At 63.6% G+C, this 22,942-nt stretch carries 21 protein-coding genes and 2 pseudogenes; 18 read left to right on the top strand and 5 right to left on the bottom strand.

Annotated elements, in window-relative coordinates; all coding sequences use genetic code 11:
• The first annotated feature begins 13 nt into the window (after positions 1 to 13).
• The gene (gene queF, locus AR540_RS12635) at positions 14 to 841 is read left to right on the top strand and encodes an NADPH-dependent 7-cyano-7-deazaguanine reductase QueF (protein WP_059229417.1); all 828 of its coding nucleotides are present in this window, start codon (positions 14 to 16) and stop codon (positions 839 to 841) included.
• On the opposite strand, the gene AR540_RS12630 is transcribed toward queF, so the two are convergent.
• Positions 842 to 1,111, bottom strand: coding sequence for a DUF4404 family protein (locus AR540_RS12630; protein ID WP_059229415.1), 270 nt, complete (start codon positions 1,109 to 1,111; stop codon positions 842 to 844).
• A gap of 218 nt (positions 1,112 to 1,329) precedes the next feature.
• Here AR540_RS12630 and AR540_RS12625 point away from each other — a divergent pair, with 218 nt between their 5' ends.
• Positions 1,330 to 1,956: an MlaA family lipoprotein gene (locus tag AR540_RS12625; RefSeq protein ID WP_153014241.1), complete on the top strand. Its 627-nt coding sequence runs from the start codon at positions 1,330 to 1,332 to the stop codon at positions 1,954 to 1,956.
• A 64-nt stretch (positions 1,957 to 2,020) separates the two neighbouring features.
• Here the strand turns inward: AR540_RS12625 and AR540_RS12620 are convergent, their stop codons facing one another.
• On the bottom strand, positions 2,021 to 2,320 hold the full coding sequence (locus AR540_RS12620; protein WP_059229411.1) for a PilZ domain-containing protein: 300 nt from the start codon (positions 2,318 to 2,320) through the stop codon (positions 2,021 to 2,023).
• A gap of 203 nt (positions 2,321 to 2,523) precedes the next feature.
• On the opposite strand from AR540_RS12620, the gene rssB reads away from it, so the two are divergent.
• Positions 2,524 to 3,708, top strand: coding sequence for a two-component system response regulator RssB (gene rssB, locus AR540_RS12615; protein ID WP_059229409.1), 1,185 nt, complete (start codon positions 2,524 to 2,526; stop codon positions 3,706 to 3,708).
• A complete protein-coding gene (rssC, locus tag AR540_RS12610; RefSeq protein WP_059229407.1) occupies positions 3,705 to 4,187 on the top strand; it encodes an anti-sigma factor antagonist RssC in 483 nt (160 codons plus the stop codon). The genes rssB and rssC overlap by 4 nt, the downstream gene beginning before the upstream one ends.
• A gap of 12 nt (positions 4,188 to 4,199) precedes the next feature.
• Here rssC and tal read toward each other — a convergent pair whose 3' ends face one another.
• Together tal and dusA are read right to left on the bottom strand one after the other, a co-directional pair.
• Positions 4,200 to 5,126 carry a transaldolase gene (gene tal / locus AR540_RS12605; RefSeq protein ID WP_059229405.1) on the bottom strand — a complete coding sequence of 309 codons (927 nt, stop codon included), beginning with the start codon at positions 5,124 to 5,126 and terminating at the stop codon, positions 4,200 to 4,202.
• 46 nt (positions 5,127 to 5,172) lie between these two features.
• Entirely contained in the window at positions 5,173 to 6,183 is a 1,011-nt protein-coding gene (gene dusA / locus AR540_RS12600; RefSeq protein ID WP_082706992.1) for a tRNA dihydrouridine(20/20a) synthase DusA, read from the bottom strand.
• Between the two features lie 313 nt (positions 6,184 to 6,496).
• Here dusA and AR540_RS24860 point away from each other — a divergent pair.
• The 13 genes and pseudogenes from AR540_RS24860 to AR540_RS26565 all read left to right on the top strand — a co-directional run.
• Positions 6,497 to 6,979 (top strand): annotated as a pseudogene (locus AR540_RS24860) (phage portal protein); the annotation flags it as partial.
• Between the two features lie 380 nt (positions 6,980 to 7,359).
• Positions 7,360 to 8,106, top strand: a complete 747-nt coding sequence (locus tag AR540_RS24855; protein WP_082706991.1) for an SDR family NAD(P)-dependent oxidoreductase — start codon at positions 7,360 to 7,362, stop codon at positions 8,104 to 8,106.
• Positions 8,103 to 8,876 (top strand): SDR family NAD(P)-dependent oxidoreductase, encoded by a 774-nt coding sequence (locus AR540_RS24850; protein ID WP_082706990.1) that lies wholly within the window; start codon positions 8,103 to 8,105, stop codon positions 8,874 to 8,876. Before AR540_RS24855 ends, AR540_RS24850 begins: the two co-directional genes overlap by 4 nt.
• 908 nt (positions 8,877 to 9,784) lie before the next feature.
• Positions 9,785 to 10,525 carry a response regulator gene (locus AR540_RS12595; RefSeq protein WP_153014233.1) on the top strand — a complete coding sequence of 247 codons (741 nt, stop codon included), beginning with the start codon at positions 9,785 to 9,787 and terminating at the stop codon, positions 10,523 to 10,525.
• Between the two features lie 2 nt (positions 10,526 to 10,527).
• Positions 10,528 to 11,595 carry a sensor histidine kinase gene (locus AR540_RS12590; protein WP_059229399.1) on the top strand — a complete coding sequence of 356 codons (1,068 nt, stop codon included), beginning with the start codon at positions 10,528 to 10,530 and terminating at the stop codon, positions 11,593 to 11,595.
• 281 nt (positions 11,596 to 11,876) lie between these two features.
• On the top strand, positions 11,877 to 12,449 hold the full coding sequence (locus AR540_RS12585) for an EF-hand domain-containing protein (RefSeq protein ID WP_059229397.1): 573 nt from the start codon (positions 11,877 to 11,879) through the stop codon (positions 12,447 to 12,449).
• A gap of 410 nt (positions 12,450 to 12,859) precedes the next feature.
• Complete coding sequence (locus AR540_RS12580; RefSeq protein ID WP_082706989.1) at positions 12,860 to 14,392, top strand: ABC transporter substrate-binding protein; 1,533 nt, start codon at positions 12,860 to 12,862, stop codon at positions 14,390 to 14,392.
• Entirely contained in the window at positions 14,389 to 15,324 is a 936-nt protein-coding gene (locus tag AR540_RS12575) for an ABC transporter permease (protein ID WP_059229395.1), read from the top strand. The genes AR540_RS12580 and AR540_RS12575 overlap by 4 nt, the downstream gene beginning before the upstream one ends.
• Entirely contained in the window at positions 15,321 to 16,142 is an 822-nt protein-coding gene (locus AR540_RS12570) for an ABC transporter permease (RefSeq protein WP_059229393.1), read from the top strand. Before AR540_RS12575 ends, AR540_RS12570 begins: the two co-directional genes overlap by 4 nt.
• Entirely contained in the window at positions 16,139 to 17,596 is a 1,458-nt protein-coding gene (locus AR540_RS12565; RefSeq protein ID WP_059229391.1) for an ABC transporter ATP-binding protein, read from the top strand. Before AR540_RS12570 ends, AR540_RS12565 begins: the two co-directional genes overlap by 4 nt.
• Before the next feature lie 123 nt (positions 17,597 to 17,719).
• Complete coding sequence (locus AR540_RS12560) at positions 17,720 to 19,072, top strand: OprD family porin (RefSeq protein WP_059229389.1); 1,353 nt, start codon at positions 17,720 to 17,722, stop codon at positions 19,070 to 19,072.
• A 131-nt stretch (positions 19,073 to 19,203) separates the two neighbouring features.
• Positions 19,204 to 19,974, top strand: a pseudogene (locus AR540_RS26570) (MCP four helix bundle domain-containing protein); the annotation flags it as partial.
• A complete protein-coding gene (locus AR540_RS26565) occupies positions 19,966 to 20,829 on the top strand; it encodes a methyl-accepting chemotaxis protein (RefSeq protein ID WP_442963792.1) in 864 nt (287 codons plus the stop codon). The pseudogene AR540_RS26570 and the gene AR540_RS26565, both read left to right, overlap by 9 nt.
• On the opposite strand, the gene AR540_RS12550 is transcribed toward AR540_RS26565, so the two are convergent.
• The gene (locus AR540_RS12550) at positions 20,826 to 21,716 is read right to left on the bottom strand and encodes a LysR family transcriptional regulator (RefSeq protein WP_059229385.1); all 891 of its coding nucleotides are present in this window, start codon (positions 21,714 to 21,716) and stop codon (positions 20,826 to 20,828) included. The two genes, AR540_RS26565 and AR540_RS12550, sit on opposite strands and share 4 nt — an antisense overlap.
• Positions 21,717 to 21,817: 101 nt before the next feature.
• On the opposite strand from AR540_RS12550, the gene AR540_RS12545 reads away from it, so the two are divergent.
• Positions 21,818 to 22,939, top strand: coding sequence for a muconate cycloisomerase family protein (locus AR540_RS12545; protein ID WP_059229384.1), 1,122 nt, complete (start codon positions 21,818 to 21,820; stop codon positions 22,937 to 22,939).
• Positions 22,940 to 22,942 lie beyond the last annotated feature (3 nt).

The following is a 22,942-nucleotide window of genomic DNA, read 5'->3' as shown; positions in this document are numbered from 1 at the left end:
TGTCGAAAGAGTCATGCAGAGCGTAGAACAATCGCCCCTGGGCAAGAGCACCGAGTACGTCAGCCACTACGAGCCGGCTTTGCTCTATCCCATCCCACGGGCGCCCAAGTGGGCGGAGCTAGGCCTGAGCGCGGAGGCGCTGCCGTTCCGCGGTGTGGATGTCTGGACCTGCTATGAGCTGTCCTGGCTGCTGCCGTCGGGCAAGCCGGTGGTCGCTATCGCCGAATTCGCCATCCCGGCGGCGTCGCCGAACATCATCGAGTCCAAGTCGTTCAAGCTGTATCTCAACTCCCTGAACCAGTCGGTGTTCGCTAGCCTGGCCGAACTCGAAGCCATTCTGGCCAGGGATCTGAGCGCAGCCGCTGGCGCCACGGTCGGGGTGACGCTGCTATCACTGGACGATTGGGCCGCCCGGGGCATCCAGCGGCCTGCCGGCCAGTGCATAGACGACCTGGACGTCATCGTGGACCGCTATGCGGAGCCGCAGGCGCAGGCCTTGGCTGTCGGTGAGACGCGGGACGGCCAGCGCCTCTATAGTCATCTGCTGAAGTCGAATTGCCCGGTCACCGGTCAACCGGACTGGGGGACCGTGGTCGTCGAGTACGAGGCAGGGCTGGCGCTGGATCCAGCGAGCCTGCTGCGTTACCTGGTCGCCTTCCGCCAGCACGCCGACTTCCACGAGCAGTGCGTGGAACGCATCTATCTGGATCTCTGGCGGGTACTCCAGCCAGAGCGGCTCACGGTATTCGCCCGCTACGTGCGACGGGGTGGGCTGGATATCAATCCCTACCGCAGCAGCGACGATATCCAGCCCGGGATCGAACGTTACGTTCGGCAGTGATCAGATGCCCATGCTGCTCAGGCTGTTCATGATGGACCTGAGTGTACCGGCCATGGTGGGGTGACTGACTTCGAAGCGCTCCACCGCCAGATTGACGCCGTCCACCAGGCTGCTGTCGCTGGTATGGGTGGCGTCCTCGTTGGCCAGTTGGAATTCGATGTCGCGGATCAGGAGCTCCAGGCTTTCCCGGTCCTCGGGCGAAGACGGCGGATCCTGATCCAGCTGGTGGCGGAGTTCGTCGAGTTGTTCCTGCAGATGAGACGTGGTCATGGCGTTTCTCCTGTGTCCGGATTCTTTGACCGCAACGACTGGTCAAAGATCGAGTGACTGAGTTCGGCCACTGATCCAAAGTAGCGAAGCTGTGACTATAATCGGCGCCTTTCAGGCGTCTGAGTGCAACTAGGAGAGAAGCGATGACGGTCGAGCGACGGGGTTCCAGGGTCTGGGGAGCGCTGCTGGCGACAGCTCTGGCGTTTGCCGGTCAGGCAATGGCGGCGGAAACCGAGAATCCCGATCCGTGGGAAGGCTTCAACCGCAAGATCTTCGTGTTCAACGATACCCTGGACACCTATGCGCTCAAGCCGGTCGCCCAGGGCTACCAGCGCTTCACGCCGGGCTTCGTGCAGACGGGCGTGAGCAACTTCTTCAACAACCTGGGGGACGTGCGTAACCTGGCCAACGACCTGCTACAGGGCAAGGTGGAGCACGCCGGGGTGGATACCGCGCGGCTGCTGATGAACACTACCCTGGGTGGCCTCGGCCTGGTGGACGTGGCGACCAAGGCCGGTCTGCAGCGCAACGACGAGGATTTCGGCCAGACCCTGGGCAAGTGGGGCGCCAGCAGCGGTCCCTACCTGGTGCTGCCGTTCTTCGGCCCCAGCAGCGTACGTGACGGCCTCGGCCGTATCCCCGATAGCTACAGCAGCGCCTATCCCTATGTGGATGACGTGGCGGTCCGCAACAGCGCCTTCGCCCTCAGCACCGTCGACACGCGCGCCGGCCTGTTGCAAGCCGAGCGCCTGATCACCGGTGACAAGTACGTGTTCATCCGCAACGCCTATCTGCAGACCCGCGAATTCAAGGTCAACGATGGCCATGTGGTAGACGATTTCTGACGCACGGCGCGGGCGAAACGAAAAAAGGCAGCCATGGGGCTGCCTTTTTTCGTTACCGTCGCGGCTAGCGCATCTCGAGTACCGACAGCCCGAGCAACTGCTTGCCAGAGTCGGTGGCCTGGACGCGCAGCACCTCGGCATCCGCCTCCAGGCCCTTGAGTTCGGCATGGCTGGAGGGAATGATCACCGTCACCCGGTCACCGACCGAGAGCGCGGTTTCCGCTTCGATCTGGAAGCCGGTGCTGGACATATCGACGCAGCGGGCATCGAAGCTCTGGTCTCCCACCTTGAGGATGGCCTGGGAATCGACATTCATGCGAATGAAGTCGCGCTTTTCACTGTAAGAGCGGTCACTGGTACTCATGGCAATCCTACTGCGTGGGAGGATGGATAGCGTCAGGCTTGAGGTATAAACTCAAGAAAGGCACCCTGTAAAGAAAATCCATCCCGTTGGCAAGCTTGAACGCCTGGGTGGATGGGAGTAGTGTCTCGCCGTGTCGTAATCACCGTGGCCCGTGTCGGATAGCGTCCGCCGGTTAGCCGTTCGGGTGCATGCCTGGATCCTCTATGTCTAATACGCCTGCCACGCTCTTGATCATTGACGATGACGAGGTGGTTCGCCTCAGCCTCGCCGACTATCTCGAGGACAGTGGCTTCAATGTCCTGCAGGCCAGCAATGGCCAGCAGGGCCTGCAGATCTTCGAGCGTGAACAGCCTGATCTCATCATCTGCGACCTGCGCATGCCGCAGGTCGATGGGCTGACGCTGCTGCGCCGGATCAGTGAACTCTCCATCGATACGCCCGTGCTGGTGCTGTCCGGCGCGGGGGTGATGAGCGATGTTGTCGAGGCCCTGCGCCTGGGCGCCGCCGATTACCTGATCAAGCCGCTGGAAGACCTGGTGGTGCTCGAGCACTCGGTGAACCGGGCGCTGGATCGTGCCCGGCTGCGCCTGGAGAACGATCGCTACCGGGTCAAGCTGGAGAATACCAATCGCGAGTTGCAGGCCAGCCTGAGCCTGCTGCAGGAAGACCAGAACGCCGGTCGCCACGTGCAGATGAACATGCTGCCGGTGACACCCTGGGAAACCGAGGGGCTGAAGTTCGCCCACGAGATCATCCCGTCGCTGTACCTGTCCGGCGATTTCGTCGACTACTTTCGTATCGACGAGCATCGCGTCGCCTTCTACCTGGCAGACGTTTCCGGGCACGGCGCCTCGTCGGCGTTCGTCACGGTGCTGCTCAAGTTCATGACCACCCGGCTGCTGTACGAGTCCAAGCGCAACGGTACGCTACCCGAATTCAAGCCGTCGGATGTGCTCGGCCACATCAATCGGGGTCTGCTCGATTGCAAATTGGGCAAACACGTGACCATGCTGGGCGGAGTGATCGACGAGACCACCGAGACCCTGAGCTACAGCATCGGTGGTCACCTGCCGTTGCCGGTCCTGCACACGCCGGACGAGACCCGCTTCCTGGAAGGCAAGGGGTTGCCGGTGGGCCTGTTCCAGGAGGCTACCTACAATGACTACCAGATGGCGTTGCCGGAGCGCTTCAGCCTGACCCTCTTTTCGGATGGCATCTTCGATCTGCTACCGGGAGACAATTTGAAAGAGAAAGAACGCAGCCTGCCCGAATACGTCCGCCGCGCCGGCGGTACACTGGCAGGCCTGAGTGAAGCCCTTGAGCTGGCAGCGGTCAACGACATGCCTGACGATATCGCTTTGCTGGTGTTGAGCAGGAATCTGGCATGAGCACCGGAAAAATCCAATTTGCCGAGCAGGACGGCACCTTCGTCCTGAAATTCACCGGCGAGGTGCGCCTGACCCTCTGCTCGGCGCTGGATGCGACAATCGAGCACATCTTCTCGTCCTTGAATTTCTCGTCCATCGTCATCGACCTGACCGAGACGCAGAGTATCGACAGTACCACCCTGGGCCTGCTGGCCAAGCTGTCCATCCTCTCGCGCCAACGTATCGGGCTGTTGCCCATGCTGACGACGAACAACCCGGACATCCTGCGGCTGCTGGATTCCATGGGCTTCGATCAGGTGTTCAATATCGTCGAGACCGTGCTGCCTTGCCCCGAGTGCCTGACCGACCTGCCACCGCAGGACCAGTCAGAGGCCGAGGTGCGCAGTCGCGTGTTGGAAGCCCATCGGGTGTTGATGGGTCTGAACGAATCCAACCGCAATGCCTTTCGCGATCTGGTCAGTGCCCTGGAAAGGCACTGACCTGGTCGGCGCTTAGCGCTTGCCGGGCAGCAGTACTTCCAGCTTTTCCTGATCCCGCGCGAACTGGCGGATACCTTCGGCCAGCTTCTCGGTCGCCATGGCATCCTCGTTGTGCGCCCAGCGGAAGGCCGCCTCGTTCAGCTGCTGCTTGGGTTCGCCACCATTGGTGTCGGCGGTCAGCACGCGCGGCAGGTCGCCCTGGGCGTCCGACAGCTGTTGCAGCAGTTCCGGGCTGATGGTCAGGCGATCGCAGCCGGCCAGTTGTTCGATCTGGTTCAGGTTGCGGAAGCTGGCGCCCATGACCACGGTCTTGTAGCCGTTGGCCTTGTAATAACGGTAGATGCGCGTCACCGACTTCACGCCCGGATCCTCGGCGCCTTCGTAATCACGGCCTTCGGCCTTCTTGTACCAGTCGTAGATACGGCCGACGAAGGGCGAGATCAGGAACACGCCGGCATCGGCGCAGGCCGCGGCCTGGGCGAAGGAGAACAGCAGGGTCAGGTTAGTCTGGATGCCTTCCTTCTCCAGTTGCTCGGCGGCGCGGATGCCTTCCCAGGTGGAGGCGATCTTGATCAGCACGCGGTCCTTGCCGATACCGGCCTTCTCATAGAGCTCGATCAGCCGATGGGCGCGCTCCAGGGTGGCTGCGGTGTCGAACGACAGGCGTGCGTCCACCTCGGTGGAGATGCGGCCGGGAATCAGCTTGAGGATCTCGCCACCCACGGCCACGGCGAAACGGTCGCAGGCCAGGCCGATGTCGCCACCGGCGCCGCTGAAGGCGGCCTGCAGGTGGTCTTCGTAGCGGGGCAGGGCAGCCGCCTTGAGCAGCAGCGAGGGGTTAGTCGTGGCATCGTAGGGCTTGAGGCGCGCAATGGCGTCCAGGTCGCCGGTGTCGGCAACGACCGTGGTGTATTGCTTGAGTTGTTCCAGCTTGCTCATGGCAGTCTTTCCTTCGGTTAACGAATGGATATCGTGGAGACGTGACTCAATGGCCCCTGAGAAGTTCAGTGGCCTCGTCGTACAGGCGCAGCGGATCAGGGCTGCGATGCAACTCGGTGGACAGCAGTTGACGGAAGCGCCGCGCGCCGGGAAAACCCTGCGCCAGGCCGAGAACATGACGAGTGACGTGATGGACGACGCCGCCCTGTTGCAGATGCGCCTCGACGTAGGGGCGTAGCTGCAGCATGACTTCATGCCGGCTGACCTGCGGACGATCCGCGCCATACAGCGCGGCGTCCACTTCGGCCAGCAGATAGGGGTTCTGGTACGCCTCGCGCCCCAGCATCACACCGTCGAAGACCTGCAACTGCTCGCGGCAGGTCTCCAGGTTCTTGATGCCGCCATTGAGGATGAACTCCAGATCCGGAAAATCCTGCACCAACTGCGCGGCCACCTCGTAGCGCAGCGGCGGGATCTCCCGATTCTGCTTGGGCGACAGCCCTTCGAGGATGGCAATCCGCGCATGCACGGTGAAGCTGCGGCAGCCCGCTTCCGCGACCTGGCCGACGAAGTCCCGTAGCGCCTCGTAGCTGTCGCGGCCGGAGATCCCGATGCGGTGCTTGACCGTCACCGGAATGGCCACGGTATCGCGCATCGCCTTGACGCTGTCGGCCACCCGCTCGGGATAGGCCATCAGGCAGGCGCCGATCAGGTTGTTCTGCACCCGGTCACTGGGGCAGCCGACATTCAGGTTGATCTCGTCATAACCCGCCTGCTCGCCCAGCCGCGCCGCCGCGGCCAACTCCTGCGCCACGCTGCCACCCAGTTGCAGCGCCAGGGGATGCTCGGTCTCGTCATGGCGCAGGAAGCGCTGGGCGTCCCCATGCAGCAGGGCACCGGTGGTGACCATCTCGGTATAGAGCAGGGCATGCTGCGAGAGCAGGCGGTGGAAATAACGGCAGTGACGATCGGTCCAGTCCATCATGGGCGCCACGGAGAAGCGGCGGGATGGCTCAGGGCGCGTGATGACTGGGGTTGAGGCGGTTTCGGCTAGCATCTTGGTACGTCTATGTGGAGCCTGTCTTGCTACCTTGCAGCTATTTGGCCAGAGCCGTTTTTGCAAGGTAACAAGCGCAAAGGGGCATGAGCTGAATCGGAAGGGGACCGCTGACGGCTCGTAGCCAAAAGACGGCAGAACGGGGGGCACGGTCCAGGTCCACAGCATGCGGGAGGTCGAGGCTGAGTCTATCAGGAAAGCCTAGCCTACGACGGTAGGCCTAAGGTCGTGCTTTAGCATCCTTCGACGTGGGATGCACAGGTTCGTTTGGTCACTACCAATCTTGTACGGGACCTCTCGCAAACAGCCCACCGCCATGCAGTCAGCACCGCTGAACGAGTCGGCCATGCTGTTTTCCCGCAGTACTACTACAACGGTATTCAGGCCGGCTTCATCTTCTGCATGACCGATGTCGCACAGAAAAAGAAAGATATCCGACTCCCTGCGCACCGCGCTGCGCTCGGCAAGGGGCCCGGGCAATTTCTGCAACCTGTTCGTCTACGCTCCCAACGGCAAGAAGGACGGCATCCAGCTGATCCCGGTCAGCGAAGGGCCGCGAAGAACGAATTCAACGCCATCAAGAGCGCCACTCGCGACGACATGCTCGCCGGCCTGCGGATCCCGCCGCAGGTGATAGGGGATCGTGCCGCAGAATGCCGGGGTATTGGACTCGATCAGGGAAGCAGCGGAGATCTACGCTACCAATGAGCTGGAGCCACTGCAGGCGCGGCTGGCTCAGGCCAACGATTGGTTAGGTGACGACGTCATACGGTTTCGTCAATACGACTTAGCGTAGGCGCTTTAGTAGGTAGCTATCGCTCCTCCAGCCACAGGGATCGGATCTGAAAGCAAAGAGTCGAAATAGGCAGCAGCGAACGGAAACAACACTACAGCGCGGCCTCAAGCGCGGCAAAACCTGCAAAGCGATGCGCTTGACGGATTGTGCCCAGTAGAAGCTTCTTAGCAGAAGCGATCAACCGCTGACGCGTACGTGCTCGGGGCTGTATTGCCAGCTCTTCAAGGGTGGCATTTTGATATCTGAAAAACAACCATCGATAGGCGCCGATGCTGGCACCGACGTGTGATGCATGGTCTACTCGACCCTGTAAATAGCGATATCCAATAGATGTGCTAACTGTATGGGTAAGCACACTGATTTCAATATGAGAGGGGAAGATGTCAGGGAAAACCGTTCTGATCGTTGGAGGCACATCGGGTATTGGTCAGTCCTGCGCAGCGATTTTTGCGGACCGAGGATGGACAGTCGTCATCTGCGGTAGAGATGTCGCACGGGGTGAGTCAATAGTCTCTGATTTGGCAGGGCCGCTTCCTCACAGCTTTATTGCTGCTGATGTCTGTGATGAAGGTCAAGTAGAAAATCTTTTTGCGCAATTTAGCAGTCGGCATGGACGGTTAGACGCTGCTTTTAACTGTGCAGGAATTCTTGGTGTCCCTGATAATATACCTGTTATGTCTGTTGAGAATTTCAGGACTGTATTGGATGTGAATCTTGTTGGTATGTTTAGTTGTTTGCGTCACGAAATGAAGATCATGTCCGAGCAACAATCAGGCGCCATCGTGAACTGCTCCTCGATTGGCGGTGTAGTAGGAATGCCAGGAATATCAGCATATGTTGCCAGCAAGCATGCAATCATCGGGCTGACAAAGTCGGCCGCATTAGAGATTGCACCGGCTGGTGTTCGTGTGAATTCTGTCAGTCCTGGTGCCACTATGACGCCTATGCAAGCGGGTATGATCAGTAGAGATCCAGGTCTTGAGACTGCATTGAAAGCTCAACATCCTCTCGGGCGAATTGCGAACCCAGAAGAGGTAGCCAAGGCGGTTTATTGGCTATGCTCGGATGAGTCGTCCTTTGTCACGGGTACTAATGTCATGGTAGATGGGGGGTTTAGCGCAAAATGAATGCCGTTGATCAAAAGGTGGTCGTTATATCGGGGGGTAGTTCGGGGATTGGTGCTGCAGCCGTTGAACGATTTGCGAGGAAGAAAGAGTTTCTACCAGTTATTGTCGATCTGAATCGTCCCAAAGATAGCTCATCTCACGCTGGTTATTTTCAGACTGACGTGGCCAGCGAAGAGTCGGTTTCAGCATCTATCGCTCAAGTGATAGAGCAGTTTGGTCGAATTGATGGGCTTGTCAATGCCGCGGGCAGTGGCGGTGGTGGGCATGCTCACCAACTGGAGCTTGCCGAATGGCAGAGAATAATTGACTTGAATCTCACAGGCACCTTTTTAATGTCAAAGCATTGTTTGAAGGCAATGATGAAAAGGCGCCATGGATCCATATGTAACGTTTCAAGCGTTGTTGGGCTGCAGGCGTTGACAGGGGCGACTCAATACTCAGCGTCCAAAGCTGGAGTCTTGGGGCTTACTAGGACGATTGCGGTGGATTACGCATTGTTGGGTATTCGGGCGAATGCAATTTGCCCGGGCTATGTTGATACAGAGGGAGTAAGTCACCTCAACTCTCCAGAGCTGCAATGGCTTCGCGATGAGATTGCGTCTTTTGCGCCAACCAGAAGGATTGGACGTCCCGATGAGATCGCTGCCGTAATTGAGTTTCTCATATCGGATGACTCTTCTATCGTCACCGGCAGTACTATGACTTGCGATGGGGGTTGGACTGCAGGTAGGCATGCTGGAAATATTCTTGAATCGGATGGTGAATACTAAATGGGTTGTGAGATATAATTGTAATTTGAGAGGTAGATCTGCTTTGGCTAGGCTTTAAACATGAAGGAATTTTGTGAGGGGCTCTGAGTGCTTACGTATAGGGATGAGATTCTGCCTAGAAAGGCTGAGTTGTTTTTACAGGTGATCGCGCTTAGAAATTGGTGTTGTCCGACTCTTACTCATTAGCTGATTCGCTATTCAAGAGTGCCGCCTTCGGGCGGCTTTTTTGTGGGCCAAGGATAGGTAAGGTAACGCCTAGCAAGCGATTCGCGGCTGTGTAAATGCGGGCGAGAGGGCAGTCGTCTGGACTACCCCCAGCGCGCGTAGTCGTCCCCCCGCCACGCCTGCGGGCTAAAGGGTTCGCTTTTTCTGCAGCCCTGCACCTGGCTCCAGCCGGCGCCGCTACTGGAGCGGAGTAGGGATGCGGCAAGCTGAAAGTCCCCTGCGAATCCCTGCATTGCGCGCACTTTTCTCACGCATGCCGTGACCCTCTTTTTCGCTAGAGGGCTGGGGGACCGTTACGACTGTTCCCCAGTTAGGCTCAGGTGCACGACCGACAATGTGGGTTTGGTCTGGGAGGATCTGCCCGACTGGTCGGGACAGCAGGTGGTGAATGACGAACGACGCATCGGCGGGTAATGAGCGGCGGAAGGGCGGCGGGCGACGATAATCGACGGTTTGCTCGTTTCCGCCAGGATGGCCCCAAGAGTCTATCAAGAATCCTGTACGCCCGAGCAGTGATGACGGGCCGGTTCGCATACTGGCTCGCGTTGTTTCCGCGAGGCGTCGAAACCGGCGTATCCATGGGCTCACCACCTTTACACAACCGTACAAGCCTAGCCGTGGCTAGGACCTGCGTGGAGCGCTAGCATGCCCGTCCTAGTCGTATGACTGTTCAGGTAACTACGATGTCGCTTCCATCCGAATCCCCGCGCTGGACGTCCCGCATTCTGCTGGTGGACGACGATCCGCCGATTCGTGAGTTGATCTGCGGATATCTGGCGCGGTTCAGCATCCTTGCGCGGGGGGTGGGCGATGGGCGAGAGATGCGCCAGGCTCTGGCGGAAGAGGCGTTCGACCTGGTCGTGCTGGATCTGATGCTGCCCGGGGAGGACGGCCTGTCCCTCTGCCGCGCGCTGCGGCGGGACAGCGGCATTCCCATCCTGATGTTGACCGCCCAGTGCGAGCCTGCCGACCGGATCATCGGGCTGGAGCTTGGCGCCGACGACTACATGGCCAAGCCGTTCGAGCCGCGGGAGCTGGTGGCCCGTATCCAGTCGGTGTTAAGGCGGACGCAGGACAATCGCCATGCCCCGCGCAAGGCGCCGCGGACCTGTGTCAGCTTCGATGGCTGGAAGCTGGACGGGGTCCTGCATCAGTTGCATTCGCCCGCGGGCGTGATGGTGCCTCTGTCCAATGCCGAGGTGCGGCTGCTGTGGGTGTTCATCGAACACCCACGCCACGTCCTGAGCCGGGAGCAGCTGCTCGATGCCACGCGGGGCCGCGCCATCGAGGCCTTTGATCGGAGCATCGACCTGCAGGTGTCCCGCTTGCGACAGAAGCTGGGCGATGACCCCCGCTCGCCCCAGTTGATCAAGACGGTGCGCGGGGAAGGCTATCTGTTCGATGCCAAGCAGATAGGCGCCTAGTCATGCGGCGCCTGGATACCCTGTTCGCGCGGCTGTTCGGCGTGTTCCTGCTGGCCATCCTGCTTGGACACCTGCTGGCTTTCTTCTGGTTCCGCCATGAGTTCCGCGACCGACCGCCGCCCCGACCTCCGCTGGCGATGCGGGAAGCGCCCTTCGAGCGGCCACCGCCGCCACCGGAACGTCTTCCCGACAAGGAGCCCAACTGGTGGCGACGCGTGGAGTGGCTGCTGGGCGGGCCGCTGGTGTTCCAGCTGGGCTCGCTGGTGATCGCAGCCTGGCTGGGCGCGCGCTTGTTGACCCGGCCCCTGCGCCAGTTGACGCAGACCGCCGAGCAGCTGAGCCACAATCTCGATGGCTCGCCCATTCCCGTCACCGGCCCCTGGGAAACCCGCGAAGCCGCCCGGGCGCTCAATCGCATGCATCAGCACCTGCTCGAGCAGATCCAGCAGCGTGGCCGCATGCTCACCGCCATCTCCCACGACCTGCGCACGCCCCTGGCCCGGGTGAAGCTGCGCATCGAAGACATCGACGATCCCCGGCTGCATGCCCGGGTCAGCCAGGACGTGGACGACATGATCGCCTTGCTCGATGGCACCCTGAGGTATCTGCGGGAACAGCATCGCGAGGAGTGTCCGGTGCTGTGTGACGTCCAGGCGCTGGTCGAGGCCATGGCCGAGGATGCCGAGGAGGAGGGCGCCCAGGTGTCCGTCGAGGGTACGTGCGTGCCCTTGTGGGTAGCGCCTATGGCGCTGCGTTCGTGCCTGACCAATCTGCTGCAGAATGCCCTGCGCTATGCGGGCCACGCGGAAATCCACCTGGTAGAGCGATCCGATCGCCTGGTCATTCGCATCGTCGATCACGGGCCGGGCATTCCTGCGGCCTTGCATGAGGCGGTGTTCGAACCCTTCTATCGCCTCGAAGGCTCACGCAACAGGTCTTCCGGTGGTACGGGGCTGGGGCTGGCCATCGCCCGCGAGGCAGCGGCGCACATGGGCGGCGAGCTGAGTCTGGAGGAAACGCCAGGGGGCGGCCTGACCTGCCAGGTGACGATGCATCGCCCGCCGTCCTAGTGTGGTGTTTCAGAAGTTCGCGCAAGAACTGGCGAGTGAGTTTTTGGCTTGGGCTGGGCGCCGGGACGAGTCATGGCAGGGCTATGGCGAGGAGTGGCAACAACGCCCGGGAGGTCCGCCTTTGCGGCGAAAAAGCGCCGCCAAATTGTGCAGTCAACTTCTGAAACACCACACTAGGTTGTATCGATGGGCATACAAAGGCGGTAAATCGCCGATACGTGGCGACCGGATACTGGAGCGTGCGGGATACCTACGTCTCGTACCTTCCAGGAGAAATTCCCATGATCAGCGGAATAGGCAGTGGCTACTCCAGCTACTACGGCAGTGCCAGCGCGATCAAAGGCAACTGCAACAGTAGCGGCAGGGCGGACAGTGGCATCAGTGGTAGCGATGACGACAATCCGCTCAAGAAGCTGTTCACCAAGCTCGATAGTGACGGCGATGGCACCATCAGCAAGAGCGAGCTCACCACTGCCGCCAGCGCGGCCAGTGACAGCCAGGACAGCGATGCTGCCAGCGGTGACATCGACGTCGACAAGCTGCTCGGCATGCTGGACCAGAATGGCGACGGTAGCGTGGGCGAGAACGAATTCGCTTCGGTATTCGCGCCACCGCCCGCGGGTGAAGCCCAAGGTTCAGGCGAGAGCCTGGCCAGCAGCGGAGGTAACGGCGGACGCCTGCCGCCACCCCCGCCGCCGAAGTCGAGCGAGGCTCAGACGTCCAGCGATACGACCACCCAGGCCACCTCGACTCCCTACGGTCAGCTGGTTCAGGCAGTTCTGCGCCAGTACCAGAGCATTGGCAGCTACGGTACCTCCAGCGGCTCCAGCAGCGGGCTGAGCGTAGCCGCCTGATCGAGCCGCACCATTAGCGATGGTGGGCCGTCCCCGCTTGGGGCATGACGGTTTCCCTTGGTCCGAGTCCAGGCGTCGCTCTCACGGCTGATCGCCTGGATCGGCCCTTTTTGAAGACATCCCGCTGGTAATGGTGACCTGACAGGAACGGTCCGGCTCGACGGAAAAGACTGTTGTTTCAGGATGTTGCGTCGACGCCTGGGTTACTAACTCAATGAAATTGTTATGATATAACGTGCGTCTTTAGTGGGCTGGCTCAGATCGGGCGCAGGCCGGATCGCCCGGGTGACGGATTGGCAGCCGAAGGGCAGGACGGCCCCGTCGGTACCCTGGGCCCGTAGAGCCAGCCACTTTCTGCCCTTTTTATCGCGGCTCGGGCTGCGATGAGACAGTCGCTCGTAAGGAACACCATGCCTATCCCGCGCTTCATCCGTACCGCCGTTACCGCATCGACGCTGACCCTCCTGGCCTTGCCGGGTGCCTTTGCCCAGGACCGGGTATTCGACGTGGTCGGGCCCTTCGAGATCGGTGGCCTGGACCCGTCGATCTCCGGCTTCGTCTTCCAGCGCATGCAGATCGCGGAGACGTTGCTGGAGGCGGATGCCCAGGGGCAGCCCGCTCCGGGTCTGGCGCAGGCGTGGCAGGTGTCGGCGGATGGCCGGACCTGGCGCCTGACCCTGCGCCAGGGGGTGAAATTCCATGATGGCAGCGACCTCACGGCAGAGGTCGCCGCGGCTGCCCTGAATGCCGCGCGGGGCAAGCCCGGGGTGCTCCGGCAGGCCGGCATCGAGGCGGTCACCGCGCAAGGCAACGAGGTGGTGATCCAGCTCGGCAAGCCCTTCAAGCCGCTGTTGGCGTTGCTGGCCCATTCCTCCACCAATATCCTCGCGGCGGCGTCCTACGACGCCGAGGGCAGGGTACAGCGGATCATCGGGACCGGCCCCTATCGGCTGACGCTTCTGGAGCCGCCCCAGCGACTGGCCGCGGAGCGCTTCGACGGCTATTGGGGCCCGCGGCCGCAGATCGGCAGGACGACCTATCTGGCCGCTGGCCGCGGCGAGACGCGCACCCTGATGGCCGAGAGCGGCGATGCCGAGCTGGTGTTCCAGCTGGACCCGCCGAGCATCGCCAGACTTAGGCGCTCCAGCAGCCTCAAGGTGCTGATCGAGCCAGTGCCCCGGGTGGTGTTGCTGACTCCCAATTCCGGCGCGGGCGCCACAGCCTCGGCAGAGGTACGCAGGGCGCTCAGCCTCGCCATCCAGCGTGAAGGGGTTGCCGCCGCCGTGTTGCGTGCGCCGGGGACGGGGGCGACCCAACTGTTCGCCAAGAACGTGCCGGCCTGGCACGACCCGCAGCTGGCGCCACTGGCTTACGATCCTGCAGCTTCGCGCCAGCTGCTGGCCGGGCAGGGCTGGACGCCCAGGACCGACGGCATCCTGCAAAAGGACGGCACGCCGCTCAGGCTCAAGCTGCTGACCTACTCCGATCGCCCGGAGCTGCCGCTGATCGCCACGGCGCTGCAGGCGCAGTTGCGTGAGGTGGGAGTGGACGTGGAGGTCGCAGTGCAGAACTCCAGTGCCATCCCGGCGGCCCATCACGACGGCTCGCTGCAGTTGGCGCTCTATGGCCGTAACTTCGCTCTGGTACCTGATCCCCTGGTCACGCTGCTCAACGATTTCAGTCACGGCGGCGCCGAGTGGGGGCCGTTGGGCTGGAAGAATGCCACTTTCGACCAGGCGCTGACGTCCCTGCTGGCCACCGACGACCCGGCCGAGCAGCAGCGGCAACGCCGCATCGCCATGGCCCAGGTCCAGCAGGAACTGCCGGTGATTCCGGTGGCCTGGTATCGGCAGACCCTCGCCGTGTCCACTGCCGTCGAAGGGGCGGCCATAGATCCCTTCGAGCGGACCTTTGGCCTGAGCAAGATGCGGTGGATCGAATGACGCGCCTTTTGACCTTCCGCCTGCTGCAGGCGGGCCTGGTGGCTCTGCTGGTAGGCGCTCTGACGTTTCTGTTCATGAGCCTGCTGCCAGGAGACGCCGCCTACCGCATCGCCGCCGGACGCTATGGCTACGACCTGGTGGACACGGCGGCCGCCGAGGCGGTGCGAGCGGAACTGGCGCTCGACCAGCCGCTGCTGTGGCGCTTCCTGGCCTGGATCGGCGATCTGCTGACCCTCGATCTCGGGCATTCGCTGGTTTCCGGCAAACCGGTGATCGAGGTGGTCGCCCATGAGCTGGGCAGCTCCGTGCGCCTGGCCATAGGTGCGGTCTGCCTGTCCTTGCTGATCGGCCCGCCGCTGGGGGTGCTGGCCGGGCTACGGCCGGGCCGTCTGCCGGACCGCTTTCTGCTGGTGCTGACCACGGCGATCCGGGCGTTGCCGCAATTCGTCCTGGGCGTGCTCTTCGTGCTGCTGTTCGCCATCTCCTGGCGGCTGTTCCCGGCGGCCGGACATGGCACCTTCTGGCACAGCGTGTTACCGACCTTGACCCTCGCCCTGGGACTGGCAGCGGTGTCGTCCCGCGTGGCCCGGGATGCCACTGTCGAGGTGGCCGCCTCGGCCTACTACGGCTTCGGACGCCTCAAGGGGTTGCGCGGTGCCAGCGTCTTCCTGCGCCATGGCCTGCGCAACATCGGCGTGCCGGTGGTGACCTATCTGGGCGTGCAGCTGGTGTATCTCATCGAGGGCGTGGTGGTGGTGGAGACACTGTTCGCCTGGCCCGGCATCGGCCACGGGTTGGTCCATGCCATCGTCCAGCGCGACGTGCCCATGGTACAGGGCACGGCCCTGGCGATGGGGCTCCTGTTCGTCCTCCTCAATACGGCGGTCGATTTGGCCAACCATCTGCTCGATCCGCGCGGGAGGCCCGCATGAACCTGGAAAGCGCTGCCGTGCTCACGGCGCCTCCTGCGCGCACCGGTGCCCGGACGCTGGGAGTGGGCCTGCTGGTGGCCCTGATCGCCTTCGCCGTGCTCGTCCCGCTGCTCTGGCAGGGCGACATCGCCCGCCAGGACTACCTGGCGATCCTCGCGACGCCCAACGGCACCTATCCCCTGGGTACCGACCACCTGGGGCGCGACATGCTCGCGCGGCTGTCGGTGGCCCTGCGTTTTTCCCTGGGGCTGGCCTTCATCAGTGTCTGCACCGCCGCCATTCCCGGCCTGCTGCTGGGCATCCTGGCGGCCTGGAAGGGCGGTTGGGTGGACAAGCTGCTGGGCGGGGTGGCCGAGCTGTTCCTGGCCGTGCCGGGACTGCTGCTGGTGTTGCTGATCGTCGCGGTGTTTCCCGGCTCCTTCGTGGCGCTTTATAGCGCCGTCGCGCTGGTCTTGTGGGTGGAGTACTTCCGCATGACCCGGGCGCTGTCGCGCACCGTGCTGGCCTCGTCAGCGGTATCCGCCAGCCAGTTGCTGGGGTTCGGACCGGTCTACATCGTGCGACGACACCTCTGGCCGCAGCTGGCGCCAGTGCTGCTGACCATCGCCGCTTTCGGCGCCGCCTCGACCATCATGGCCATCGCCGCGCTGGGTTTCGTCAGCATCGGCGTGCGACCGCCGACCGCGGAGCTGGGCTTGATGATCACCGAATTGTTGCCCTATTACGCCGAGGCGCCCTTCGTCATCGCCCTGCCGATCTGCGCGATCTTCCTGACCGTGCTGGCGCTGCTGCTCATCACCGGAGGACGCAAGCCATGACCGCCTTGCTGACCACCACGGCGCTGGCAATCCGCGCCGGCGATACGCCGCTGGTTGAGCCGCTGTCCATCAGCCTGGCGCCGGGGCAGGTGCTGTCGATCATCGGCGAGACCGGCTCGGGCAAGAGCCTGTTCGCCCAGGGGGTCGTCGGCAACCTGCCGGCGGGCCTCGAAGCCCATGGCCGGATAGGCCTGGCGGACGGCTTCAGTGAGGACGGGCGCCAGACTGGGCGCCGCCGCCAGTGGGGCAGGGGGTTGGCGGTGCTACCCCAGGAGCCCTGGCTGAGCCTGGACCCGACCATGAGGGCCTTGGCCCAGGTGAGCGAGACCTACACCCAGGTGGTGGGACTCACGGGCGCAGTGGCGCGGCAGAGGGCGAAGACGGACCTGGCGCGCCTGGGGCTCGCGGGCGCCGAGCGCAAGTATCCCTTCCAGCTGTCGGGGGGCATGGCGCAGCGATTGGCCTTCGCCGCCACCCATGCCGGCGGCGCGCCGCTGCTGATCGCCGATGAGCCCACCAAGGGGCTGGATCGCGACCGTATCGACGAGGTGATCAGCCTGCTCGAGGCACTGCTGGCCGAGGGCGGTAGTCTGCTGATCATCACCCATGACCTGGAGGTCGCCCGACGGCTCGGTGGCGAGGTGATGATCATGCTCAAGGGCCGGGTGATCGAGTCGGGCACGGCGGAGCAGGTGCTCGCCGCCCCCCGGCACGCCTATACCCGGCAACTGCTGGCGGCCGATCCCGCGCATTGGAGCCGTCGCCCGCAGCGGCCGGGTGAGGGCGAGCCCGTGGTAACGGTCGAGGGCCTGAGCGCCAGCCGTGGCGGCAGGCAGTTGTTCGAAGATCTCTCGTTCGAGGTCAGGCCGGGAGAGATCCTCGGCGTGACGGGGCCGTCCGGCTGTGGCAAGTCCACGCTGGGCGACATCCTCCTCGGTCTTGCGGCGCCCAGCGGTGGTCGGCTTCGGCGCCGGGACGGCTTGAGCCGCTTCGCCTTCCAGAAGCTCCACCAGGACCCGGTCGCCGCCTTCGCCCCTTCGGTTACGATCCGCCAGTTGCTGGCGGATCTGGTTCGCCTGCACCACTTGGATGCGGCGCGCATCGGGCGGCTGATGCAGCGACTGCGCCTCGACGAGCGCCTGCTGGACCGTCTGCCAGGCAACATTTCGGGGGGCGAGCTCCAGCGTTTCTCACTGCTGCGGGTACTGTTGCTCGATCCAGCGCTCATCTTCGCCGACGAGCCCAGCTCGCGACTGGACCTCATCACCCAGCAGGAAATGATCGAGCTGCTGGTGGAAACGGCGAAGGAGGCGGGTACGGCCATCCTGCTGGTCAGCCACGACGAGGACCTGGTCCGGGCCGTATCCGACCGACGCCTTCAGCTGAGCGATCCGAGCAGCCGTGTCCCATGGCCGTCCGCGTCAGCCGAGCGACTCGCCGAAGCCCTGAACTGAAACCCCCATTCATCGCACCGAAAGAGGGAGTGAGCCTTCGCACCCTTGTTGCCAGCCGGACGGCTATCCATCGCGGCGGGCAGGCGTACACGCGCGATTTGTATCCAATGACCAGAGGAAATCATGGAACGCTTGGTTCAACAGGCTGTAACAGGCGTCAACGCTCACCGGCCCGGGCTCGGCAATCTGCTCGGTTCGCTGGCCCTAGGGGTAGTCGGCGGATGGGCACTGCTGGGGAATGGCGAAGACGTGCTCGCCGAGGGGTTCGTGGAGGACCGCAAGCTCACGTTGACCGCCCGCAACTACTACTTCGGCAGTGATCGCCGCAATGGGCGCCTGGATCAAAAGGACTGGACCCAGGGGTTCCTGCTGGACTATCAGTCCGGCTTCACCCGCGGCACCGTGGGGCTCGGGGTCGACGCCTTCGGCCACCTGGGGCTGAAACTCGACGGCGGTCGTGGGCGGCGGGGGACCGGTAATCTGCCGGTGCATGCCGGCAACCAGCCTGCCGACGAGTATTCCCGTGCTGGCGCGGCGGTAAAGCTGCGGCTGGCCAAGACGGTGGTCCGCTATGGCCAGCAGACGCCTAGCGCGCCGGTATTCGCCATCAGCACCAGCCGATTGCTGCCGCAAACCGCCACCGGCTGGAGCCTGGCGAGCGCCGACATCGCCGATCTCTGGGTGGAAGCTGGGCATTTCACCTCGGCGACCGATCAGGTCAGCACCAACCGCGATGGCGATCTCTGGGCCGGTTACGCGCGGCGGCGCGCCGACCATCTCGACTTCGCCGGCGGCAAGTACAGCCCGATCAAGGGCGTCAGCCTGTCCCTCTATGCCGCGCAACTGGACGACATCTGGAACCAGTACTACGGCAATGTGAATCTGGTGAAGCCGCTGTCCAGTACCCAGTCGCTGACCTTCGACGCCAACCTCTACCGGACGCTCGACACCGGGGCGGCCAAGGCCGGTCCCATCGACAATACCGCTTACAGCCTTGCCGCGGCCTACAGCCAGGGGCCCCAGACGTTCACCCTCGGCTGGCAACGGATCGACGGCGATACGCCCTTCGACTATGTCGGCCTGGGTGACAACGGCCGCGTCGGGGGCGGCCTGTTCCTCGGCAACGCCTCGATGTTTTCCGACTTCAACGCACCTGGCGAACGCTCCTGGCAGGCGCGCTACGACCTGAACTTCAAGACCCTGGGCGTGCCGGGACTCAGCCTGATGAGTCGCTATATCAAGGGCACCGACATCGACGGCAGCGACGTTCCTGCCAACAGTGCCTATCGCGGTCTCTATGGCGCCGAGGACCGTGAGCGGGAGCTCAACCTGGAAGGCCGCTACATCGTCCAATCCGGCTCGGCGAAGGGGCTTTCGATCCGGGTGCGCCAGGCCTGGCACCGGGGTTCGTCGTCCACCGGCGGCTCCGTCGACCAACTGCGTGTGATCGTGGACTACCCCTTGAGACTGCTGTGAATCCATAAAGGATGACGATACACAAAGGCCTACCACTGGAGGCGGCTCGCTGACCGCTTATCACCGCCGACTCAAGTCATCGCTGTCGCGTCGATAGCCCTTTAGTCAATCTATTTTAAGGGTGTCGCTCCATGAGTCTCCGCAGTCTGAAAGTCGCACCGCGTGCCCTGCTGTTCTTCTCCGTCATCGTGCTGATCGTCTTCGTGCTCGGCGCGGTGGCCGTGGTCCAGATGAATCGACTGTACGACGCGGAGCAGGATGTCGAGACCAACTGGCTGCCAGGCAACCAGCTCGCCGCCCGCATGGGCAGCGGGCTGCTGCGGCTGCGCCTGGAGAGCCTGAGGGCGACCACCACGCCGGACGCCGCCCTGCGTGAGCAGACCATCACCGCCTTTCCGGGCTATCGCGCGGCCTTCTTCGACGCCGTCAAGGGCTACGAAGGGACCATCGCCAACGACGAGGACCGCCGCCTATATGCCGCCGTCGTCCAGGGCGCCGATACCTATCGCCAATTGCTGGAATCCTTCGAGCCCAAGCTGCGGGCGGGAGACAACGCGGGCGCCGTCAACCTGATCAACACCTCCATTCGCCCGCTCACCAATGCCTTGGAAAAGAACATCGCTGCGCTGATGACCTTCAACGAGCGTGGCGCCCAGGCTGCGGGCGTGGCCGCGGGAGCGACCTTCAAGAAAGGCCTTGCCTGGGTCTATGGCTTGATTGGCTTGACCATTTTGGCGACCGTGGTGCTGGCCCTACTGCTGGTCCGCAGCATTACCCGGCCGGTGGGCGAAGCCCTGCGCATCGCCGAGCGCATCGCCCGCAAGGACCTGACCGAGCGGATCACCGTGGTCGGTCGCGACGAGGCTGCCGGGTTGCTCCAGGCCCTCGCCCAGATGCAGGACAATCTGCGCCAGACCGTGTCCCACATCGCCGACAGTTCGACCCAGCTGGCCTCCGCCGCGGAAGAGATGACGGCCGTGATCGAAGAGGCCGGTCGTGGCCTCGTTCGCCAGAACGATGAGGTCAACCAGGCCGCCAGCGCGGTGACCGAGATGAGCTCGGCGGTCGACGAGGTGGCACTCACCGCGGCCGATGCCGCCACCACCTCCCGCCACACCCAGGACCTGACCGAGGAAGGCCTGGACAAGGTGGCGCGCACCGTCCACTCCATCGAGGCCCTGACCCGCAATGTGCTCAGCACCAGCGAGCAGGTGCGGGCGTTGTCGTCCCGCGCCCAGGACATCAGCACCGTGGTCGAGGTCATTCGCTCCATCGCCGAGCAGACCAACCTGCTGGCGCTGAACGCCGCCATCGAGGCCGCCCGGGCCGGCGAGCAGGGGCGTGGCTTCGCCGTGGTCGCCGACGAGGTACGGGCGCTGGCTCATCGTACCCAGCAGTCGACCCGGGAAATCGAGCAGATGATCGGCGCCATCCAGGATGACTCGTCCCAGGCCGTACGGGCCATGGAGCAGAGTCAGCAACTGGCCGGCGATTCCAGTGCGGTGGCGCAACTGGCCAATGCCTCGCTGGAGCAGATCGCCGGTTCCATCGGCCAGATCAACGACCGCAATGCCGTGATCGCCACCGCGGCGGAAGAGCAGGCCCAGGTAGCGCGGGAGATCGATCGCAACATCACCAGCATCCGCGATCTCGCGACCCAGAGCGCGGCGGGTGCGACCCAGACCGCCACGGCCAGCGCGGAAGTGTCCAGGCTCGCCGTCGGTCTGAATCGGATGGTGCAGGAGTTCGCCGTCTAGTCCGAGGCCGCCGGCACGGGCGCGAGTTGCTGCAACGCCGCCAACACCTCCAGCAGCATCGCCGAGCCGTCGCCGGTGCGGTGGCTGACCACGATGGGCGAGGTCGCCTGGGAGTCCAGCAGGGCGGTGTAGCCGATGTCGTCGCGGTGCAGGCGCTGTACCGAGGCCGGCACCAGGGTCACGCCGACGCCGGCCGCCACCAGGCCGATGGCGGTCTGTAGCTCGTTGGGGGTCTGGGCCACATGGATGGTCAGGCCTTCGCTGGCGAACAGCTTGAGCACGTGATCCGCGTAGCTGGGGCGGGGCGAGCCGGGGTAGAGGATGAACGGCTGCTCGGCGAGCTGGGCCAGGCTCACCGGCCCAGCCAGCAGTGGATGACCCTGGGGCAGTACGGCCACCAGCGGATCTTCGCGCAGGACGAACTGGGTGACGGCCGGGTCGTCGATGAAGATGCGACCGAAGCCGATGTCGATACGCCCGGTCTTCAGGGCCTCTATCTGCTGCAGGGTGATCAGCTCGGCGAGGTTCAGCTCGATGTCGCCGTGGGCGCGCAGGCGGCGGATCAGTTCCGGCAACTGGCCATAGAGGGTCGAGGGCGCGAAGCCGATGCTGAGGAAACGACGGCTGGCCGCACTCATGCGCCGGGTATCGGCGCAGAGACGTTCGAACTGTTCGAGCAGTTGCGACGCCTGTTCATTGAAGAAGCGGCCGGCATCGGTCAGCTTGAGTGGCCGCCCGCGTTCCACCAGCGTCACCCCGAGTTCCTCTTCCATCTGCTGGATCTGCCGGCTCAGCGGCGGCTGGGCGATGTGCAGCAGCTCGGCGGCGCGGGTGAAGTTCAGAGTGTTCGCCAAGACGCGAAAGTAGCGCAACTGCCGCAGTTCCACGATACCTCCAGGGTATGAAGCCAGACCCAATCCATATTGGACGGCGGCCTTTCCACGCGTCAATCTCGGCTCAAACAACAGCGCGTAGTGGTACTGAGCCCATGGCCCGTCCCCTCTTCGAACGGCTGGAGACCTTGATCGTCGACCTGCCGACCATTCGCCCGCATAAGCTCGCCATGCACACCATGCACGGTCAGACGCTGGTGATTCTCAAGCTCCACTGCAGCGACGGTATCGTCGGCCTGGGTGAGGCCACCACCATCGGCGGCCTGAGCTACGCCGGCGAAAGCCCGGAAAGCATCAAGACCAATCTCGATACCTGGATCGCCCCCTTGCTGGTGGGCCAAGACGCCAGCAACCTCAACGCCGCCATGCAGCGCCTCGACCGGAGCGTGCGGGGCAATACCTTTGCTCGTAGCGCGGTCGAGACGGCCATCCTGGATGCCCAGGGCAAGCGCCTGGGCCTGCCGGTGGCCGAGTTGCTCGGTGGGCGCGTACGGGACGGCGTGGAATGCGCCTGGACCCTGGCCAGCGGCGATACCGCCCGCGATATCGAAGAGGCCGAGCGCCTGCTCGACCTGCGTCGCCACCGCCATTTCAAGCTCAAGATCGGTAGCCGGACCCCGGCGCAGGACGTCGCCCATGTCGGGGCGATCAAGCGTGCGCTAGGCGACCGCGCCTCCGTTCGGGTCGACGTCAACCAGGCCTGGAGCGAGGCGGTGGCCATCAAGGCCGCGCGTGAATTGGCCGAGGTAGGCGTCGAGCTGATCGAGCAACCCTTGCCACGCCACGATCGCCTGGGCATGGCCCGCCTCAATGCCCATAGCCCGATCCCGCTGATGGCCGACGAAGCCATCGAATCGGTGCCCGATGCCTTCGCCCTGGCGCAGGCCGGTGTCGCGCCCATCTTCGCCCTGAAGATCGCCAAGACCGGCGGCCCGCGAGCGGTACTGCGCGCGGCCGCCATCGCCGAAGCCGCGGGCATCGGCCTCTACGGCGGCACCATGCTCGAAGGCAGCATCGGCACGCTGGCCAGCGCCCATGCCTTCGCGACCCTGGACCGCCTGGAATGGCACACCGAACTCTTCGGCCCACTGCTGCTGACCGAGGACATCCTCGTCGAGCCGCCGCGCTATCAGGATTTCCAGCTCCTGGTGCCGACCGCGCCGGGCCTGGGCATCGCCCTCGACGAAGAGCGCCTGGCGCGCTTCGCCCGTCGCTAATCC

Source organism: Pseudomonas sp. EpS/L25, from assembly GCF_001512295.1.
GTDB lineage: Bacteria > Pseudomonadota > Gammaproteobacteria > Pseudomonadales > Pseudomonadaceae > Chryseomonas.
Note: the sequence above shows the minus strand (reverse complement) of the source record. Positions and strands in the feature narration are given on the sequence as shown.

What these genes read in the sequence shown, in the direction of transcription:
- AR540_RS26565 (WP_442963792.1), top strand. Translation starts at nt 19,966, where the DNA reads ATGCAGGACAATCTGCGCCAGACCGTGTCCCACATCGCCGACAGTTCG.
- rssC (WP_059229407.1), top strand. Translation starts at nt 3,705, where the DNA reads ATGAGCACCGGAAAAATCCAATTTGCCGAGCAGGACGGCACCTTCGTC.
- AR540_RS12570 (WP_059229393.1), top strand. Translation starts at nt 15,321, where the DNA reads ATGAACCTGGAAAGCGCTGCCGTGCTCACGGCGCCTCCTGCGCGCACC.
- dusA (WP_082706992.1), bottom strand. Translation starts at nt 6,183, where the DNA reads ATGCTAGCCGAAACCGCCTCAACCCCAGTCATCACGCGCCCTGAGCCA.
- AR540_RS12590 (WP_059229399.1), top strand. Translation starts at nt 10,528, where the DNA reads ATGCGGCGCCTGGATACCCTGTTCGCGCGGCTGTTCGGCGTGTTCCTG.
- tal (WP_059229405.1), bottom strand. Translation starts at nt 5,126, where the DNA reads ATGAGCAAGCTGGAACAACTCAAGCAATACACCACGGTCGTTGCCGAC.
- AR540_RS12585 (WP_059229397.1), top strand. Translation starts at nt 11,877, where the DNA reads ATGATCAGCGGAATAGGCAGTGGCTACTCCAGCTACTACGGCAGTGCC.
- rssB (WP_059229409.1), top strand. Translation starts at nt 2,524, where the DNA reads ATGTCTAATACGCCTGCCACGCTCTTGATCATTGACGATGACGAGGTG.
- AR540_RS12595 (WP_153014233.1), top strand. Translation starts at nt 9,785, where the DNA reads ATGTCGCTTCCATCCGAATCCCCGCGCTGGACGTCCCGCATTCTGCTG.
- AR540_RS24850 (WP_082706990.1), top strand. Translation starts at nt 8,103, where the DNA reads ATGAATGCCGTTGATCAAAAGGTGGTCGTTATATCGGGGGGTAGTTCG.
- queF (WP_059229417.1), top strand. Translation starts at nt 14, where the DNA reads ATGCAGAGCGTAGAACAATCGCCCCTGGGCAAGAGCACCGAGTACGTC.
- AR540_RS24855 (WP_082706991.1), top strand. Translation starts at nt 7,360, where the DNA reads ATGTCAGGGAAAACCGTTCTGATCGTTGGAGGCACATCGGGTATTGGT.
- AR540_RS12575 (WP_059229395.1), top strand. Translation starts at nt 14,389, where the DNA reads ATGACGCGCCTTTTGACCTTCCGCCTGCTGCAGGCGGGCCTGGTGGCT.
- AR540_RS12625 (WP_153014241.1), top strand. Translation starts at nt 1,330, where the DNA reads ATGGCGGCGGAAACCGAGAATCCCGATCCGTGGGAAGGCTTCAACCGC.
- AR540_RS12560 (WP_059229389.1), top strand. Translation starts at nt 17,720, where the DNA reads ATGGAACGCTTGGTTCAACAGGCTGTAACAGGCGTCAACGCTCACCGG.
- AR540_RS12545 (WP_059229384.1), top strand. Translation starts at nt 21,818, where the DNA reads ATGGCCCGTCCCCTCTTCGAACGGCTGGAGACCTTGATCGTCGACCTG.
- AR540_RS12620 (WP_059229411.1), bottom strand. Translation starts at nt 2,320, where the DNA reads ATGAGTACCAGTGACCGCTCTTACAGTGAAAAGCGCGACTTCATTCGC.
- AR540_RS12565 (WP_059229391.1), top strand. Translation starts at nt 16,139, where the DNA reads ATGACCGCCTTGCTGACCACCACGGCGCTGGCAATCCGCGCCGGCGAT.
- AR540_RS12630 (WP_059229415.1), bottom strand. Translation starts at nt 1,111, where the DNA reads ATGACCACGTCTCATCTGCAGGAACAACTCGACGAACTCCGCCACCAG.
- AR540_RS12580 (WP_082706989.1), top strand. Translation starts at nt 12,860, where the DNA reads ATGCCTATCCCGCGCTTCATCCGTACCGCCGTTACCGCATCGACGCTG.